Genomic DNA, 17,687 nt, shown 5'->3' with positions numbered 1-17,687 from the left:
GGATCAATTGGATACGGGTACCGTCCCCCGGAGGTACTCATCCAAAGTCAGGTTTTGTGTCACCAGCGTCCGGGCCAATTCTTTCCCGACGTAACGAAGGTGCCAGGGTTCATACTTGTAGCCGGTCACCGCTTCTTTACCCTTGGGATAACGGATGATAAAGCCGTATTCGTGCGCGTGATCAGCCAGCCACTTGGCCTCCTTGGTGTCCGCGAAACAATCCTGCGCGGCACATCTGCCATCGCTGCCGGAGACGTCCATCGCCAGGCCGGTCTGGTGTTCGCTGTGTCCGGGCATCGCGCTGAACCGGCGCGCTTCCGCCTCTCCGCGCGTTTTGACGTAATGTTCGAAGAGCCCCTTTTGCGTGCTGTAAGAACGAAATCCCGACACGCCGGCCAGATGGATGCCGTCTTTCCTGGCCGCGGCGAACAACGCCTCGAGGGCCCGGGCCGCTTCCTTCCGCAACAGGCGCTTTTCGCTTTTCTCTTTAAAAATAAACGGCACATTGGGCTCCACCAGATCGTCCGGCCTGAAATTGTCCGGCAAACGGTAGGTCTTGTTCACCAAGACGGCCACATCCTGCGGATTGGCCACCACCTGGACGGCATCCGGGTCACGGGGCCCCGGTTCCTTTCCTTGCTCTTTCGGTTTGCTCCCCTCCCCGCTTGTTCCGTCTGACGTTTCAGGGACAGATTCACGATGGCCGGGTTGCTGAGCCTCCATTTTGTCATCCGAAGGAGACATCTCGCCCGGTTTGCCCTCGTCTTTACCCGTATCAGGCGGAGCAGAAAGGCCGGCGCAACCCACAAAAACAGCCATCATTCCGACCATCAATCCGAGCAATAGCCAGGTCAACACCAGGCGCATTCGTTTGTCATATTTGTCATCCATGATATACCTCCTAATACATAAAGGATGCGTGAAGAATCCGCGCCTCATTTTGCTGCCACAAACAACGGAAATCACCTTTCTTCATCTTAAAGGAAGCAAGCGACGGGTTTCAATGAAAAAAATCACTCCCCCTGCAATTGTCCAGGAGGAGTGACCTGCTTCTGTTGCTTTCATCCGACTCGTTTAACCCAACTCTTTGCCGACAATGGTCACGGCGCAGACCGCCTGCCAAGGGAAGCCGCCCAGGTTGTGGGTCAGACCCAGCTTGGGATTGTCAATCTGCCGCTTCCCGGCCTTGCCGTGGAACTGCAGCCACAACTCATACAGCATCCGCAGGCCGCTGGCGCCAATCGGGTGGCCAAACGATTTCAGCCCGCCGTCCGGGTTGACGGGCAATTCGCCGCCGATGTCAAACACGCCGTTCATCACGTCTTTCCAGCCTTCGCCCCGCTCGCTGAACCCCAGGTCTTCATAGATCACCAGCTCCGTCGGCGTGAAACAGTCGTGCACTTCGGCCATGCTGATCTCTTTGCGCGGATTGGTGATGCCGGCCTGTTTGTATGCATCCGTGGCGGCCGCCACGTTTTCGCGAATCGTGGTAAAATCGTAGTCCTGGTGAAAACGGCCATGGCCATAACCGGCCACCACCGACAGCGCCTTGACGTAGATCGGATCCGGCCTGTACTTTTTGGCATCCTCCGCCCGGACGATGACGGCCACCGCGGAGCCGTCCGACACCCCGGAGCAATCGAAGACGCCCAAGGGCGCCGCGATCATCGGTGAATTGATGATCTGCTCCATGGACACCTCTGTCTGGAACTGGGCTTTCGGGTTTAAAGAACCGTTGCGGTGGTTTTTCCAGGCAATCCGGGCCAGCACTTCCTTGCCTTGCTTCGGATCCAAGCCGTATTTCTTGAAATAGGCAGGCGCAAGGAAGGAGAAGGCGGCCGGAGCCGTCATGTTGGGTTCCGTGCCATCGGTGTCCGCTCCCCCGACGACCAATCCGCTGTAACCCGAATCTTTCAGCTTTTCCACGCCGACAGCGACCACCACGTCGTATGCTCCGGAAGCCACGGCATAGCACGCGTTGCGAAAAGCCTCCGAACCGGTGGCGCAGTAATTTTCGACGCGCGTCACCGGTTTGTATTCCGACTTCATGGGCACCGAAAAGGTCAGCCCCGAATTCCCGGAACTCAGGGTCCCCAGCCAGTAGGCATCCACATCATCCGGTGTGATCCCCGCATCATTCAACGCCTCATAAGTGGCCTCAAGGAGCATGTCCTCAGCGCTTTTGTCCCAGTTCTCACCGAACTTGGTACAGCCCATGCCGATGATCGCCACGCGATCGGCAATCCCCTTCGCCATTGCGCATCCCTCCTTTTTTCCGTTGTATGTCAGCGCTTCATCCGCGCTTTCCAGGCGTAGTTGTGAATGCCCTCCGCCTCATAGAGGCGCCGGAAGGTCATTTCCACCTCCATGCCGATGTCCAGCTGTGCCGGGTCGGTGTCGGTCATTTCGCAAATGATCCGGCCTCCCCCCTCAAAGTCCACGACGACGAACACAGTGGGCGGATCCGGGGAAACGGTCAGGTAATCCACCGTGTAGGTGGCAATGCGCGCCTTTTTATCTGAAAAAGGATAATCTTCCATTTGATCCTTGGCTTTGCAGTGGACACATACCCGCTGTTTCGGGTATTGCGGCGTGCCGCAGGCGGTACAGCGGCTGCCGACAAACGCCAGATTCTGTTCGTGATTCCGCCACATCGCCGGCACCGACGGACGCTGACGTTGCGGGCGCCGTCCCGCTTCCAAGGGCAGCATGTTCTTCCACTTCAGGTAGGTGGTGTAATGGGCGATCTGTTTCTTGGATGCCAAATGCCCCTTGACTCCCCGCCGCGCGGGCAACTTCCGGATCGCGTCGGTGACTTGAAAGAGCAAGGCGTCGCTGCCCTGTCCCTGGGAAACGACCAGAATCCGGTCGCCAGGCTGCGCTTCTTCCAGCGCCGCCGCAAGCATCAGGGGCACACTGGCCGCACCGGCATTGCCGACCCGATCAAACAACGGATCCTGTACCTGTTCGGGCGCAAGGCCCATCGCCTTGGCCGCCGTCGCATGGGCACGGGCGTTGGGGGCATACAGCACCACCTTGGCCAGATCCTGAGGCCTGCACCCGGCCTGGGACAGAAGGCCGCTCACGGCCGCCTTGACTTGCGGAAAAAAGCCTTCTGACAGGACAAACCGGTCCTCCCAGGAACGAATCGTCCGGTCTCCCTGGCTGCGCCACTGATCCAGGAAGTCAGCGGCGACGCTGTACGAAGCCACCAGTTCGGCAATCACATCCTGATCCCCGAGGATAAAAGCGGCCGCCGCATCCCCCAGTTCCTTTTCAAACGAGCCTTGTGCGCCGCCGAGACGGCAATCCGCCGCCGTCACCAGCACCGGCGCCCCCTGTGCCTGCACCGTCTCCAAGCCGGCCAGCATGGCGGTGGTGCCTGCCCGCAGCGAATCGGTAAAGTCTGCCGTCCGGATCTGCGCTTGGCAGTCCAAAGCGGCCGCGATGGTCGTCGACGACTGCTTTTCCACATACGGCGCCGTGGTGGTGGCAAAGTAGACCGCGGCCAGCCGGTTCGCGGGCCAGCCGGTCAACGCGTCCTGGGCAGCCGCAACCGCCATCGAAAGACTGTCCTCGTCATGATTGGCCACCGCCTTTTCTCCCTTGCCGCCCGGTTCGCCAAACGCCTCGGCAATTTTCTTGCGCTCCAGGCGATGAAAGGGAATATAAGCGCCAAAACTCACAATCCCTGCCATCCTCTTCCTCCTCTCAAGCAACCATCTCAAAACCAACAAGCATGCCGTGACGGAGCAACAAACCTTTGCAATTACATGTGCGCGCCACCGTCAACCACGAGCACATGACCCGTCACGTAGTCGGCAAAGGGGGAAATCAGCATCATGATGCCACCGGCCGCATCTTCCGGCTGTCCGGCCCGCTGCAGGGGAATCATCCGGATCATCAGGTCACGCGAAGCGGAGGGAATCCCGAGCGCGATTTTCCCGTCAATGGTCTCGCCTTTTTCTTTCGGTTGCGTCAGGCGGGTATCAATAAAGCCAAAGGCCACCGCGTTGCAGTTGATTTGGAAGCGGCCCCATTCCTTGGCGATCGTCTTGGTCAGGCCGACGACGCCCATCTTGGCCGCGGAATAGTTGGCCTGACCGGCGTTGCCAAACAGACCGGAAACCGAAGTAACATTGACAATCTTGCGACGGCGCACCGGCAGACCTTTCTCCATTTCCTCCTTGGCCTTCTCCCGCATGTACGGCGCTGCGGCACGGATCATGCGAAAGGGTGCGGTGGTATGGACGTCGATCATGGCATACCACTGCTCATCGGTCATTTTGTGAATGACGCCGTCCCAGGTGTAACCGGCATTGTTGACGAGGATGTCGATGTACCCAAATTCCTCATATGTTTTTTTCATGATCCGATCGGGAAAATCCTTGTCCGTGACGCTCCCCGGAAAAGCCAGCGCCTGGCCGCCCATGTCGCGGATCTTCTTCACCGTCTCTTCCGCAGGCCCGGCATCCAGATCATTGACGACGACCGTCGCGCCTTCTTTTGCCATCATCAGCGCGGCCGCCTGGCCCACCCCCCGGCCTGCCCCGGTAATAATCGCCACTTTGCCTTCCAAGAAACCCATTTTTTTACAACTCCTTTCAAAAACGGCTTTGTTGTGAACATGTGACCGAAATTTCGTCTGCAGGTCATATGACTGAATGCTCATTCACATCAGAAGAGAGGTGAAAGCCCTTCCAATGCGCCAAATCTATTATACTTTATTTCTTCCTTCGTTGCACGAAAAATTTAACTCGGTGAATAAATATCACTCGGCCCACTACTCTCTATCATTTAAAATGGTGTCTGTTTGCCAAAAAGGAGCGGACAATGTGAGTGGACGACCACTCGCCCCGTGACATGTAGTAAATTGGGACGCGTTTGGGAAACAGCTGACGCGTGATCTGCCGGAGATTTTTCCCCTCTGCGGCGAGCTTGTCCACCTGCTCCTCGATCCAGGCCAGATGGTCCAATTTTTGCCGCAACAACGCCTTGCCGTTGGGAACGACACCGGCATGCGCGCAAAACAGCATCTCGAAATCCAGTTCCAGGACGCGTCGCAGCGAATCCATCAAAACCGGCATCGATTCCTGTTTCATGACAATTTTCACCTTGGGCGCCATGTACAGATCGCCGCTGAAGAGCCAGCCCCGATTCGGTTCATACAGGACGATGTGGTCTTCCGCGTGCCCGGGTGTGGAAATCACCTGAAAGCGAAAGCGTTCGGTCTCAATCCACTCCCCAACCGGAGTGGCCTTGAACGGATCAGGCAGTCCCCAGAATCGTTGCCGGTACATCGGGATCTGAAACGGCTTTCCGGCTGCCTCGACGAAGGCGGGATGAACATAGACCGGCACCCGGTACCGCGCCTGCAGCTGGCCGGCCATGCCGCTGTGATCTTCGTGCAGGTGCGTGAGGGCGATCTGTTGCGGGTGCACGTGCGAGGCAAAGTGAAGAACATCATCCGCAATCGACTTGGCGCCGGTATCGACGAGCAGCCCGTCTACCGCGAAAAAGCAGATCTGCAATGCGACGCCATCGACTGCGATCCATTTCCTTCCGACCGTGACTTCCTGAAAGCGTTCCATTGTCGGCATCGTTTCTCCCCCACTGTTCAATCTAAAACCGCATCCATAGACATTATTTAATATTCCGAAAGTTTATCTCATCAGGGCAGCCACGCCCCTCTATGCCCGATAACCCCTCATCAGCATCTCAAGGATAAGTTGAGCCACCTCTTCTTTGCTGCATGTCCCTGACGGATTGTACCATTTATAGGCCCAATTGCATGCCCCAAACAAGGTTTGAACCGCAAGCGAAGGATTTTTGTCGATAAAATGTCCGGTTTTTACACCTTCGCGGTAGAGGTGTGTGAGCTGGGAATAATATTCGTCGATAAACCGCAAAGTTTTTTGAGTGATATGTGGCGGCAAGTTCTTCTGCTCTTCGAAGAAAATTCCCATTTCAATTTTGTTCTCAAGAATGAGCAGGATGTGCCGGTGCAGAAGTTCTTCAAACTTGCGGTGCGCAGGTTGCGGTTTGGCCAGAATTTCTTCGGCATATGCCCGGACTTTCTCCAGCACCTGCTGGATGATGGTATGGATAATGTCTTCTTTGCTCTTGAAGTAGTGATAGATAGCCGGCCGGGTAACCTGCAGGATTTTTGCGACTTCTTCCAAGCTGGTGTTTTTATAACCATTGGCATAAAACAGGCGTGCGGCTACCTCGACAATGGCCTGCGGACTGATGTGGCGCGCGTTCCTTCCCAAGACGATTCTTTCTCCTTATCCGTTTACTAGAAGTTTACAATGGATCGATCCTGTGCGCAACATCAGGCTGGCTCCCGCGGAAGGCCATCCCCATCCGGGACGAATGAAACCGCTAACAAAATCTTCTCATAAAAAGATTGACAATAGTCATATTATGCGGTAATTTACTTACGGGTAAGAAAATAATTGAAGGAGGAGAGCCGAAATGGGATTCGTCGGTACCGGGAAAGCCCATTGGTTGCCGGAAGAGGAGCAAGTTCCCCTCTATGATTGGACCGTCGGCAAGTTGTTGCGGGAGCAGTCCGCCAAGTATCCTGACCATGTCGCTGTCCGGTATCTTTCCAACGACCTGCTGAAGATTCCAGCGCTGCAATGGACGTACCGGGAGTACGAAGAAAAAGCCCGGCATGTGGCCAAAGGTTTGCTGGCTGCCGGTTACCGGAAGGGAGATCATGTAGCCGTTTGGGCCATCAATATCCCCGAATGGCTGCTGCTGGAAATGGGAGCGGCGAAAATCGGCGTCGTGTTGGTGACCATGAATCCTGCCTTGCGTGAAGAAGAAGCCGGTTACATTCTGCGAGCCAGTGATGCCAAAGGGGCTTTTATCTTATCAAGTTTTCGCGGGCGATCCTATGCGGAAGAACTGCGCCGGGTGATTTCCTCCGGCAAAGCGCCAAGTCTTCAGCAAATCATTGCCTTTGATGCCGCAGCAGGGTTGTTGAGTTTTGACGAACTCACGAATACGGGGCTGCAGAAGATATCGGATCAAGAATTAGACGCTCATGAATCCCAAGTGCAAGCTCATGATCTTTTCCAAATCCAATTCACCTCAGGGACCACCGGATTTCCCAAGGGGGCGATGCTTACCCATTTCAATGCGGTCAACAATGCCGCGCTCACATTTCAACGGTGGAACATCGGGGAAGGGGATCATGTGTGTTCGCCGCTTCCTTTATTTCATACAGCCGGAAGTATCTTGATGGCGCTGGGTACCCTGTCCGTGGGCGCCTCCTTCACACCCATGCCCTATTTTGACCCTTCCGATTGCATGCGGGCGTTGAAGGAACTGAAGATGACCCATTTCGGCGGGGTTCCGACCATGCTGCAGGCAACTTTCGGCCAATCGGCAGGAAAAGATGAGTCTCTTGCCTTACGCCAAGTCATGAGCGGCGGTTCGCCTGTCCCCCCCAGTCTGTTAGAGAAAATCGAGAAACAATTCGATGTAAAAACAGTTGTTCTAATGGGGATGACGGAAACCAGTCCGGTCTATACAACAACAGGACCATCTGACCCGCAGAAAAAGCGCTGGGAGACCTGCGGCCGCCCGCTGCCGCATACAGAAGTGCGGATTGTCGATCCTGTAACCCGGGAAGTGGTAAACTGTGGAGATCCTGGGGAAATCGAAGTGCGCGGGTATATGGTCATGGCAGGTTATTATAAGTTGGAAAAGGAGACGAGGGAAACATGCAGCGCGGATGGCTGGTTAAAAACGGGGGATATAGGCGTCCTGGATGAAGAAGGTTATCTTCATGTCATCGGCCGGATCAAAGACATGATCATACGCGGCGGGGAAAACATCTATCCGCAAGAAATCGAGAACTTCCTGCTCACCCATCCACTCATCGAAGAGGCCCAAGTGGTTGGCATACCCGATGACTACTACGGGGAAGTCGCCGTTGCTTTTGTAAAAGTACGCGCAGGGGAAGAACTGTCCGAAGAAGAGGTGAAGCAATTCTGCAAGGGACGGCTTAGCCATCAAAAAATCCCCGCAATCATTCGTTTTGTGGATTCCTATCCGCTCACGGCCAGCGGGAAAGTGCAGAAAAGAATCCTGCGCGAACAAATGCTGAAAGAAAAAGAAATGGAAAAGAGAGGAGAAGAAACGCAATGACCTATCACACCCTGATCTATTCCGTGGAAAACCGTGTGGCCACCATCGTCTTAAACCGGCCCGAGCAAATGAACGCCCTGACGTTTGAACTCCTGGACGAGCTGCATGATGCCGTGAAGGCAGCCGATAGAGACCCCAATGTTCACGTTCTGGTTCTGAAGGGAAATGGACGGAGTTTTTGCGCCGGTTATGATCTCGATATTTCCACGGTGGAGGAATCGGAACGGGATGAGAAGGGGCAAAAGGTCTGGGATCCGATTCAGGACTATGTGATGATTAACCGTTGCACCGATGCCATGATGAGCCTGTTCCGCTGCCGGAAACCGGTCATTGCCCAAGTGCACGGCTGGGCGGTGGGCGGTGGTGCCGATTTGGTCCTATGCGCAGATTTGATCATCGCTTCGGAGGAAGCGCAGTTCGGATATCCGCCGGCTCGTGTGTGGGGTTGTCCGACCACGCCGATGTGGGTATTGCGATTGGGCATGGAGCGGGCGAAACGATTTTTGTTCACCGGGGATTCGATCGATGCCCGCAGCGCTGCCCAAATGGGGATGATTCTGGAATGCGTGCCGTTTGAAAAGCTGGAAGAATCGGTGCAACGGTTGGCTTCCCGAATTGCCATGCTGCCCTTGAATCAACTGATCATGATGAAGCTGTTCATCAATCAAACCTATCAAAGCATGGGAATCGTGGACAATACGCAGGTCATCGGCACACTGCTCGATGGCATTGCCAGGCATACGCCTGAAGGGATTGCTTGGCGCGAAACGGCCGTGCAATATGGCATCAAACACGCGCTAAAAGAACGTGACAGCCGCTTTGGAGATTACACGCAGAGAAAGAAAAATTAAATAGCCATGTTGGGGCTGTTCAATTATTAAGGAACAGCCCCTTTATGATTAAAACTAGAATGATACACTCATCGGTACGATCTCTACACGTTCCTGATTTTAATATAAAAGATATAATAAAATTATAAATTTTACATATCCGATTCAAACATGATAAGATTGTGATAGATTGCGATCAGAATATTGACACGAATGCAATGCCAATGGGCAAAGGAGTGTGGCATCGTGATCCAAAGCATCAACAACATCGGAATCGCTGTGCGCGATCTGGCAAGGAGCATCGCTTTTTACGAAAAACTGGGTTTTCAGGTGCAGGACCGGGACGAGGAGACACCGGCCGCCAGCCTGCAGGCCGGGCATGCCTGGCTGTACATCTTTCAAACGTCGTCGCGGGAGTTGGCCGCCTCGCGGGCTCCGGAACTGGTGCAAAACCCTCCCGGCATCGACCACATCAGCTTCGACGTCCCGGATGTCGACGAGTTCTATGACCGGCTCAAGGATGAGCTGACCTTTGAAGAAGAGCCCGCCGATCAGTCCTGGGGAGCAAGAGCGGTGAGCCTGCTTGACCCGGATGGCAACCGGCTGTATTTCTTATCTCCGCTCAAAGGGGCTTAAGCCAAGATTCAAGAATCCTTCGTTCAAATACTCCGTCCGGATCCATTCTTCAAGCCCCGCCTTCTCCAACTGCTGGACAAGATATTCCAGCGGCGTTCCTTCCACGCCGTCATACCCCCGGCGCGTATAGATATGTTCGGCGTCCGGAAAGGCTTCTGCCAGCACGCCGCGAATCCGCCGCCCGGCCGCGTCGTTGTCCACAAAAATATACAACGGCGATTGGCCGATTTTTTTCTTCAGCCTCTCCAGCCGGTCGGTGCTGGGAATGCCGAAGGTACAAAAAATGGCAATCTCCGGCCGGAGAACTTTTTCCAATTGCCGTCGATCATTCTTCCCTTCAACGACAATCACGGGATTCACCGGAACCACCAACCTCTCGCCCTGTGATCTTCGGTGCCTCAGCGGCTTCTGGGCCGGCAGTCAGAAAGCCGTCGTTTTGTCCCCCTGCCGTCTCGGCAAAAACCAGACCAGCAACAGGCTCAGCACGGCGAACACCCCGACCACGAGGTATACCGTGTGTAAAGCTTGCGACATGCCTTCCGTCAAAACCTGCAGATTTTCAGGCGACATACGCTGGCGCATGCCCGGATCCAAAAGAACATTGACCGCTTCCAGATTCCCGGGAAGTTCCAGTTCCACCGCCCGTTCCTGCAAATAATGGAACAGGCGGGTGTTGAGAACGCCCCCTAACAGAGCGGCCCCCACCGTGCTGCCCAACGTCCGCATAAACATGTTGGAAGCGGTGGCCGCGCCGCGCAAGGACCAGTCCACACTGCTCTGGATGGATACGATAAAAGTAAGCGTGCAAAACCCCAGCCCGGCGCCGGTCAGGAAGGAGCCTGCCGCGGCCCATGCGGCTCCCTTGTCGCTGCCCAGCGTGATGAAAAAGGCGGCTCCCAGCAACAGAAACACACCGCCAATCAGCGAGGTGTTTCGCGCTCCCAGCCTGAACAGCAGCCGTCCGGCGATGGTGCTGGCCAGCGGCCAGCCGATGGACATCATCGACAGGGAAAAGCCGGCCACCATGGCGCTTTTGCCCATCACCCCCTGGATGTAGGCGGGAAGAAACGTGGACACCCCCATCAGCAGCATCCCGTTGATCAGGGAGGCCAAGTTGGCCACCCCGATCACCCGGTGTTTCCACAGGTAAAGGGGCATCATCGGCTCCTTCGCCCTGGCCTCCTGCCGGAGAAACGCCAGGAGGCCAAGCACAAAAATCCCCAGCAAGATCAAAGATGGCACAGACAGCCAGGGCCAGGCCACACCCCCCTGGATCATGGCCAGCATCAGCGCGCTCACCGATACCAGCATCAGCGCAGAACCCAGGTAATCAATGGACTGGCGTTTTTTCTCCACATCTTCGTGGAGAAACAGAAGAATGCCGGCAATCGAAAGCAATCCCAACGGAAGGTTGAGCCAAAATACCAACGCCCAGTCGGCATACTGGACAATCAGCCCGCCCAGCGCCGGGCCAATCACGGACGAAATGCCCCAGACGCTGGACAGATAGCCCTGGATTTGGGCGCGCTCTTCTGGCGTATAGATATCTCCGATGATGGTGGTAACGATCGGCTGAACCGCACCCGCACCCAACCCCTGGATGGCACGAAAGAGGATCAGTTGTTCCATGCTGCGCGCCAGCCCGCACAACAGGGAGCCCAGGAGAAAGAGGCCCGCGCCAGCGGCAAAAACTGGTTTTCGTCCGTACAAATCGGCCAACCTTCCGTAAATGGGAATGCTGATCGCCTGGGTCAGGAGAAAAATCGAAAAAACCCAGCTGTACAGCGGGAATCCGCCCAAATCACCGACAATGCTGGGCATGGCGGTCGCCACGATGGTTCCTTCAACCGCGGCCATGAACATGGCCATGAGCACCGCCGCCAAGACCAGCGGCCGGCGGGACGGTGTTTGATGCTCCTGCACCCTTTGGTGAGGCGCCGCTTCCCTGGGCACACCCATTCCCCCTCATGCCTCATCGGGCCCGATGATATTGCACCGGCCAGTAGTCTACCTCCACACCCAATTTTTTGGCAGCCTGAAGCGGCCAGTATGGGTTGCGCAACAGCTCCCGGCCGAGAAACACCAGATCGGCCCGCCCGTTCAGCAGGATCTCTTCCGCCTGTTCCGCCTGCGTGATCAAGCCGACCGCTGCGGTGGCAATCCCCGCCTCCCGGCGGATCCGCTCCGCATAGGGAACCTGATAACCAGGACCCATGTTGGACGGCAGTACCGGCAGGAGACCTCCGGAACTGCAATCGATCAAATCCACCCCTTCTTCTTTGGCGATACGGGCAATCTGCACATGATCCTCAATATGTAAACCGCCTTCCGCATACTCCTCGCACGACACCCGCAAAAACAGCGGCTTCTTCTCAGGCCACACCTCTCTCACCGCCCGAATCACTTCGCGCAGCAACCGCACGCGGCCTTCAAAGCTGCCGCCGTAAGCGTCTTCCCGATGATTGCTGAGCGGGGAGAGGAACTGGTTGAGCAAATACCCGTGTGCAGCGTGTATTTCAACCACATCCATCCCCACCTCCAAGGCGCGGCGTGCGCCCTCACGGAAGGCGTTCACCACCTGAGCGATCCCTTCCAATGTCAGGGCCTCCGGAACATCGTAGGAGGCATCAAACGCAATCGCGCTCGGGGCGACGATTTTGTCCCGTTTCAGCCGTCCCTTGCGGCCCGAATGGGCCAGCTGTATACCCGCTTTGGCCCCGTGCTGATGAATCAGTTGAACCAGCCTTTCCAGACCGGGCAAATGATCCTCCGACCAAATCCCCAAATCCTGATCGCTGATCCGGCCACGCGGCTCGACCGCCGTCGCCTCCAGCATCACCAGGCCAACCCCTCCCACCGCTCTGGCAGGGTAATGGACCAAGTGCCAGTCTTGCACGCGGCCTTCCTCATCTGCAGAATACATGCACATCGGCGACATCACCAGCCGGTTGCGCAGGGTGAGATCTTTGATCTGATAGGGTTGAAACAACAATGACATGCTTTTCTCTCCTTTCTCCCCGCAAGAAATGGTCCTTTTCTTCCGCAATGATGTTGATAATGATCTTGGTGAATTTCTGGCTTCTAGTTTTAGGTTAACTGTTTCGTTCTCCCACAGCAAGAACCGCTGCCGTCTGTTTCCCCTTGCCGCGTTCTTTGCTATATTGTTGCCTTGAAAGGAAGTGGGAATCATGCGCCTTTTTCTCGGGCTCTCCATCCCCTCACCCATCGTCGCCCAACTTTACCGGCGTTTGGAAGAAGTGAAGAAGGTCCTTTCGGCCCGCACCTGGGTCCGGCCTGAAAACGTTCATATCACGCTTGTCTTCCTCGGAGAAGTGCAACCGGAAACGGCAGAGGCGATCCACTCCAGGCTCCTTGAGGTGGCACTGCAGACGTCCTCCTTTTCCCTGCACCTGAAAGGCTGGGGCGCCTTTCCCGACATGAACAAGCCGAACCTGTTATGGGCCGGTGTCGATGGCGACCGGGACACCCTGGCGCAGCTGGTGCACACCCTCCACGAGCACATCCATCCGGTATATCCGTTGCGCCGTGACAAGCGGTACCTGCCGCACGTGACCCTGACCCGCCGCTTGCAGACCGGCTGGCCGCTCCCCCATCTCAACGAGGCTTACCCCCTGCAAACCGGGAAATGGACGGTCGATCGCATGCATTTGTATCTTTCCCATCTCTCGCCGCAGGGCGCAAGATATGAAATTTGGAAAACATACCCGTTTCATTCCTGATCCGTGGTCACAAAAAAGGCTGCCCGCAAGCAACCACCATTGCTTGCCGGAGCAGCCTTGTTGTTTCGGCAGGATTACTGGCCGCCGCTGGCGGCTTCGCCCTGCTCGGCAGGAGAGAGACCGCCCTCTCCGGCTGGCGAGGAGGCAGGTCCTGGGGCCGGCGTGGCTCCTTGGCCGCCTTCGCCGCCTGCCGCAGGAGCAGAACCTGGAGCCGGCTTGTTCTCCTGGCCGGCTTTTTGCTGTTGCCACTGCTGAATCCGCGCCTGAATGCTTTCCATGATCCGCCCGGCCTCAGACCACTTGCCGGCTGCCATCGCTTCCTGATAACGCTTGAACAGGTCGGCGAATTCCTGCAGCAATTCATCCGCCGTTCTCACCAGCGGCGCGCCCGGCGCCTGGCCTGGACCGGTTTCAGCCGGCGGCTTTCCTACGTTGACAAGCTCCAGGAGGCGTTCCATCGCCTGTTCAAACGTGCTTTCCATGACGATGTAATCTCCATAAGACAGGATGATCTGCTTCACTTCCGGCAACGAGGTCTCGTTGGACGATTCGATATACAACGGCTCAAGATACAGCAGGGTATCCTCAATCGGGATCACGAGCATGTTGCCGCGAATCACCCGTGAGCCTCCTTGCGACCAGAGGTTGAGCTGCTGGGAAATTTGGGCATTCTGGTTGATCCGGTTCTCAATCTGCTGCGGACCGTAAATGGTCTTTTGTTTCGGGAAGCGATAAACCAGAAGCTCGCCGTAATGCTCCCCATCATTGCGCGCCGCCATCCAGGCGATCATGTTCTGCCGCTTATTGGGCGTGAAGGGAAGCATCAGGACAAACTCCTCTTTCTCCTCATCCGGCAGTTTCATCGTGATGTAATACGGCTCCATCGGGGTATCGCTCTCATAATAATTCTCGGTCGCAAACTGCCAGAAATCTTCCCGGTTGTAAAAGACCTCGAGGTTGGTCATGTGATAGGTTTGATAAATTTTCGCCTGATAGGTAAACAGCGTCTCCGGATAACGGAAGTGCCGGCGGATATCCTCCGGAATCTCCGTCTCAAACAGGTTTGGGAAAATGGCCCGGTACACCTTGACCAGCGGTTCGTCCGGATCGATCAGGTAAAAATGCACCTCTCCGGTATAAGCGTCGATCACGGCCTTGACCGGGTTTTTGATGTAATTGATGCCGCGCGCCACAGGCTCGGAATACGGGTAGCGTCCGGAAGTGGTATAAGCATCCACAATCCAAACGAGCGTGCCGTCATCCCTAACCACGAGATACGGATCCTTGTCATAATGGAGAAACGGCGCAATGGATTGGAGACGGTCCATGATGTTCCGCTTGCGCAACAGTTGGCTGTTGGCATCAATTTGCCCGGAAATGAAGATCCTGGGCGACATTTCTTCCCAAGCGAAGATCAGGCGATTCAGCCGCGTCATCGGAATGCCCGTATTCGCTTCAAACCGGTGCGACACATTGGTTTCACCGGCAGGATAGTCAAATTCGTCCACTTTGGTATTGACCACCACGTTTTGGTAATCCTGCTCACCGAAATAAATCTGCGGACGTTTCACTTCCACTGTACCTTGCGGCGGCAGATCTTTGACCATGTATTCCGGCTGCCCTTGCGAGGTCACCTGGTTGACATGGCTCATGGCGATGCCATATCCGTGGGTATACCGCAATGTCTGGTTGGTCCAGGTTTTGGATTGGTCGGGCAGGTTTTTGATATTCAACTCGCGCGCCGCCAAAAATACTTGCTGATACTTTCCGTCCAGCCAGTACCGATCCACGTCCACATCCAGAAACTCATAATATGTCCGGAACGTCTGCAATTGGTTATACACATCCAGCAGCGGACGCGGATCGTTGATCCGGACGTTTTCGATGGTCAGCCTGTTGCGCTGGAGCATTTCTGCGGAAAGACTCAAATTTCCGGGATGTTCCGCCTCCTTCACCTGGTCAATGCCGTGCGCAACCCGCGTCATGTTCAGGTTATGCTGCAAAAAGGGCTTCTCCCGGGCAAATTCGTTCGGCGTGACGATGAAACTCTGAACGGCGACAGATGCAGCCTGGCCGGCCAGCAGGACGCCAAAATAAAGAATGGGTGCCGCAAAGAGCAGCCGGATCCGCCGTTTGTACAGGGCAGCCAGCACCAAAACGGCAGCCAGCAGGCTGACTCCCGCCATCACATAACCCATCGGGATATTGATGACGCGATCCGTGAAACTGGCGCCATACACCACACTTTGCTGCAACACGTTGACGTTGTTGGACAACAGGGTCTCATACGGCGCCAACAGGTGATGCAAGGCGAGCAGGACGCCCAGCATGATCACGCTGATGGACAGTTGAATCTGCGCCGAACGCTCCCGCAGGTACAGCTGAAACACGCTGAACGCGGCGGCCTGGATCAGCGACAGGACGACAAAGAGTCCAAGCAGCATGCCGATTAAAAAATTGAGGAAAGGCAAGGTAAAGATATAAAAAGAAATATCCTTGCCGAACAACGGATCTTGAATGCCGAACGGCACCTGGTTAAAAAAGGTGAGAAACCTTTCCCAGCCAATTCCCCGCGCAAAGCCGCTGCCGATGAGGCCAAAACCGCCGGATACCGCAAGGTTGACCCAGAAAAACCACTTTCCCCCCGTCAACACGGACGGCAATCCCTGCGTTTCAAACATGTTCAGGTAGACGCGGCGTATCCCGTACAGCGCGAAAAAGAGGGGAATGGCGAACAACAGGAAACCGAGAACGCCCAGCAGCAATTTGGTCAGAAAGATGGTGGAAAACACATCCGCAAAACCAAGGGACCCCATCCAGATGTACTCCGCGATCAAATGGATGGCCAAACCGAGAAGCACCAACAAGCCGACAACCACCCAAAACAGGATGGTCGCAGCCCTCAGCCATGGCGGCCGCGGCGGACGAGGTCGCGGATTCTGATTCTCAAAAACCTCAAAACGCAAATCATTCCCTCCCGTCAACCAAGCTCATGTGCCCTCAGTTTACCACACACGAAAACGCGCGAAAACCAAAACGAAACCGCAGGATCAAACCGCGGGACCGCTTTCCGTTACGACGAGCGCTTCCAGTCGTTTTCGCATGGCTTCGGGAAAAGGGGTGCTCTTTCGCAAGCTGGTGTCAAAAAGGACGATGATCACTTCGGCATCAGCCACCCGCTGTCCCTGTTCGTTGAGAATCTCCTGCTTCAACACCATGCTGCTGTTGCCAAGCCGGGCAAGAAAAGTCTGTACAGTCAGCCGCTCATCCATCTTCACTTCCAGGCGGTAATTGATGTGAATGCTGGCCACCACATAGTTGAGGTTCTGCTCCAGCACATCGGGGGACAACAGCCGGTTTTCACGATACCATCGCACTCTCCCCCATTCCAGGTATTCCAGATACTTGGCATTGTTCACATGCCCCAACACGTCTACATCCGTCGGACGTACCACCAGTTCCATGCGGTGTATGCCCATGATGTCCTTCCCTCCCCCTGATTTCGGTTTTCCAAGTCCCATGATCACGCTGCCACAACGGCAAAAATCTTACCATGATCTGTTAATTCTGTCAAAAGAACGTCAAAAGAACATGGATAAGCATTCCGCGATATCCAAATACGTTCGGTTGCCTGCCTTTCACGCGGGGACAAACCATGCCCTCCGTCATTGATCGCTTTCCGATTCCGCCACACGTTTCACTCGCTCCACAAATTGGATGACCGCCTTTTCGCCGGCCAGCAACAAAAACAGTTTTGCAAACCATTTCAAAGGCCGGTTGGTCACCGAATATCTAAACAGCGTCTTACTTCCATGAATTTGGTTCAATTCGTAAGCCGCTGTAATCTCAAACATGCCGGCAAGCGTAAAACCGACCTTCAGCTTTTTTTGCTTCGGGGCATCCAAATATTCCAAAGTCTCCACATCATACTCTGCGATCCGTTTTCCTTCCTTGTATTTTTGACGGTAAACACTTCCAACCCCTTCTTCCGTTATTTTGACCGGTTGATGCTCCACTACTTGGGGCATGATTTTCCGCATATTCTCCAATGAACCGTCAAACAACTTCCAAACGCGTTCAATCGGAGCGTCGATTTCCATCTCTTTCGTCCATTGTCTCAACGTTGAACACCTCGTATATCCATGGGTTTTGATTTTTTCAATCCGGCATTCGCCGCCCGCCGTCACCCGGCGTGTCAACCCATATAAAAATCTTACCGAAGACGGAATAGATCACTCATTTGAAAATCTAACCCAACATTCACCTCAAAGAGGTATACTTGGGTGGCTTGCCCTTACTGACCATGACCTTCCTCTTC

General features: G+C 55.3%; 17 protein-coding genes. 5 read left to right on the top strand and 12 right to left on the bottom strand.

Annotation, left to right across the window (positions count from 1 at the left end):
- Positions 1 to 3: 3 nt before the first annotated feature.
- From BAA01_10415 to BAA01_10390, 6 genes are all read right to left on the bottom strand, one after another.
- Positions 4 to 891 (bottom strand): peptidase, encoded by an 888-nt coding sequence (locus BAA01_10415; protein ID OUM85483.1) that lies wholly within the window; start codon positions 889 to 891, stop codon positions 4 to 6.
- Positions 892 to 1,074: 183 nt separating this feature from the next.
- Entirely contained in the window at positions 1,075 to 2,256 is a 1,182-nt protein-coding gene (locus BAA01_10410; protein ID OUM85482.1) for an acetyl-CoA acetyltransferase, read from the bottom strand.
- A gap of 29 nt (positions 2,257 to 2,285) precedes the next feature.
- Positions 2,286 to 3,698: a 3-hydroxy-3-methylglutaryl CoA synthase gene (locus tag BAA01_10405; GenBank protein OUM85481.1), complete on the bottom strand. Its 1,413-nt coding sequence runs from the start codon at positions 3,696 to 3,698 to the stop codon at positions 2,286 to 2,288.
- Positions 3,699 to 3,769: 71 nt separating this feature from the next.
- Positions 3,770 to 4,588, bottom strand: coding sequence for a 3-oxoacyl-ACP reductase (locus tag BAA01_10400; GenBank protein OUM85480.1), 819 nt, complete (start codon positions 4,586 to 4,588; stop codon positions 3,770 to 3,772).
- Between the two features lie 205 nt (positions 4,589 to 4,793).
- A complete protein-coding gene (locus tag BAA01_10395; GenBank protein OUM85479.1) occupies positions 4,794 to 5,600 on the bottom strand; it encodes a hypothetical protein in 807 nt (268 codons plus the stop codon).
- Positions 5,601 to 5,690: 90 nt separating this feature from the next.
- Positions 5,691 to 6,272 (bottom strand): hypothetical protein, encoded by a 582-nt coding sequence (locus tag BAA01_10390; GenBank protein ID OUM85478.1) that lies wholly within the window; start codon positions 6,270 to 6,272, stop codon positions 5,691 to 5,693.
- Between the two features lie 238 nt (positions 6,273 to 6,510).
- Between BAA01_10390 and BAA01_10385 the strand changes: the two genes are divergently transcribed.
- From BAA01_10385 to BAA01_10375, 3 genes are all read left to right on the top strand, one after another.
- Positions 6,511 to 8,163: a hypothetical protein gene (locus tag BAA01_10385; GenBank protein ID OUM85522.1), complete on the top strand. Its 1,653-nt coding sequence runs from the start codon at positions 6,511 to 6,513 to the stop codon at positions 8,161 to 8,163.
- Positions 8,160 to 9,014, top strand: a complete 855-nt coding sequence (locus BAA01_10380; protein ID OUM85477.1) for an enoyl-CoA hydratase — start codon at positions 8,160 to 8,162, stop codon at positions 9,012 to 9,014. Before BAA01_10385 ends, BAA01_10380 begins: the two co-directional genes overlap by 4 nt.
- 225 nt (positions 9,015 to 9,239) lie before the next feature.
- Positions 9,240 to 9,629, top strand: coding sequence for a glyoxalase (locus BAA01_10375; GenBank protein OUM85476.1), 390 nt, complete (start codon positions 9,240 to 9,242; stop codon positions 9,627 to 9,629).
- On the opposite strand, the gene BAA01_10370 is transcribed toward BAA01_10375, so the two are convergent.
- The 3 genes from BAA01_10370 to BAA01_10360 are packed head-to-tail and all read right to left on the bottom strand — an operon-like array spanning position 9,606 to position 12,627.
- Positions 9,606 to 9,989 (bottom strand): DNA primase, encoded by a 384-nt coding sequence (locus BAA01_10370; protein ID OUM85521.1) that lies wholly within the window; start codon positions 9,987 to 9,989, stop codon positions 9,606 to 9,608. The genes BAA01_10375 and BAA01_10370 overlap by 24 nt on opposite strands.
- Before the next feature lie 60 nt (positions 9,990 to 10,049).
- Positions 10,050 to 11,588: an MFS transporter gene (locus BAA01_10365; protein OUM85475.1), complete on the bottom strand. Its 1,539-nt coding sequence runs from the start codon at positions 11,586 to 11,588 to the stop codon at positions 10,050 to 10,052.
- Between the two features lie 13 nt (positions 11,589 to 11,601).
- A complete protein-coding gene (locus BAA01_10360) occupies positions 11,602 to 12,627 on the bottom strand; it encodes an NADPH dehydrogenase (GenBank protein ID OUM85474.1) in 1,026 nt (341 codons plus the stop codon).
- Positions 12,628 to 12,817: 190 nt separating this feature from the next.
- On the opposite strand from BAA01_10360, the gene BAA01_10355 reads away from it, so the two are divergent.
- Positions 12,818 to 13,369 carry a 2'-5' RNA ligase gene (locus BAA01_10355; GenBank protein OUM85473.1) on the top strand — a complete coding sequence of 184 codons (552 nt, stop codon included), beginning with the start codon at positions 12,818 to 12,820 and terminating at the stop codon, positions 13,367 to 13,369.
- Positions 13,370 to 13,443: 74 nt separating this feature from the next.
- On the opposite strand, the gene BAA01_10350 is transcribed toward BAA01_10355, so the two are convergent.
- Positions 13,444 to 16,335, bottom strand: a complete 2,892-nt coding sequence (locus BAA01_10350) for a hypothetical protein (GenBank protein OUM85472.1) — start codon at positions 16,333 to 16,335, stop codon at positions 13,444 to 13,446.
- A gap of 84 nt (positions 16,336 to 16,419) precedes the next feature.
- On the bottom strand, positions 16,420 to 16,848 hold the full coding sequence (locus tag BAA01_10345; protein ID OUM85471.1) for a hypothetical protein: 429 nt from the start codon (positions 16,846 to 16,848) through the stop codon (positions 16,420 to 16,422).
- On the opposite strand from BAA01_10345, the gene BAA01_10340 reads away from it, so the two are divergent.
- A complete protein-coding gene (locus BAA01_10340) occupies positions 16,847 to 17,041 on the top strand; it encodes a hypothetical protein (protein ID OUM85470.1) in 195 nt (64 codons plus the stop codon). The genes BAA01_10345 and BAA01_10340 overlap by 2 nt on opposite strands.
- On the opposite strand, the gene BAA01_10335 is transcribed toward BAA01_10340, so the two are convergent.
- Positions 17,035 to 17,490, bottom strand: coding sequence for a hypothetical protein (locus BAA01_10335; GenBank protein OUM85520.1), 456 nt, complete (start codon positions 17,488 to 17,490; stop codon positions 17,035 to 17,037). The two genes, BAA01_10340 and BAA01_10335, sit on opposite strands and share 7 nt — an antisense overlap.
- Positions 17,491 to 17,687 lie beyond the last annotated feature (197 nt).

The sequence above is a fragment of the Bacillus thermozeamaize genome (genome assembly GCA_002159075.1).
In the GTDB taxonomy this organism is placed as follows: Bacteria; Bacillota; Bacilli; order ZCTH02-B2; family ZCTH02-B2; genus Bacillus_BB; species Bacillus_BB thermozeamaize.
The sequence above is the reverse complement of the archived record's forward strand: the minus strand, read 5'-3'. Positions and strand labels throughout refer to the sequence as shown.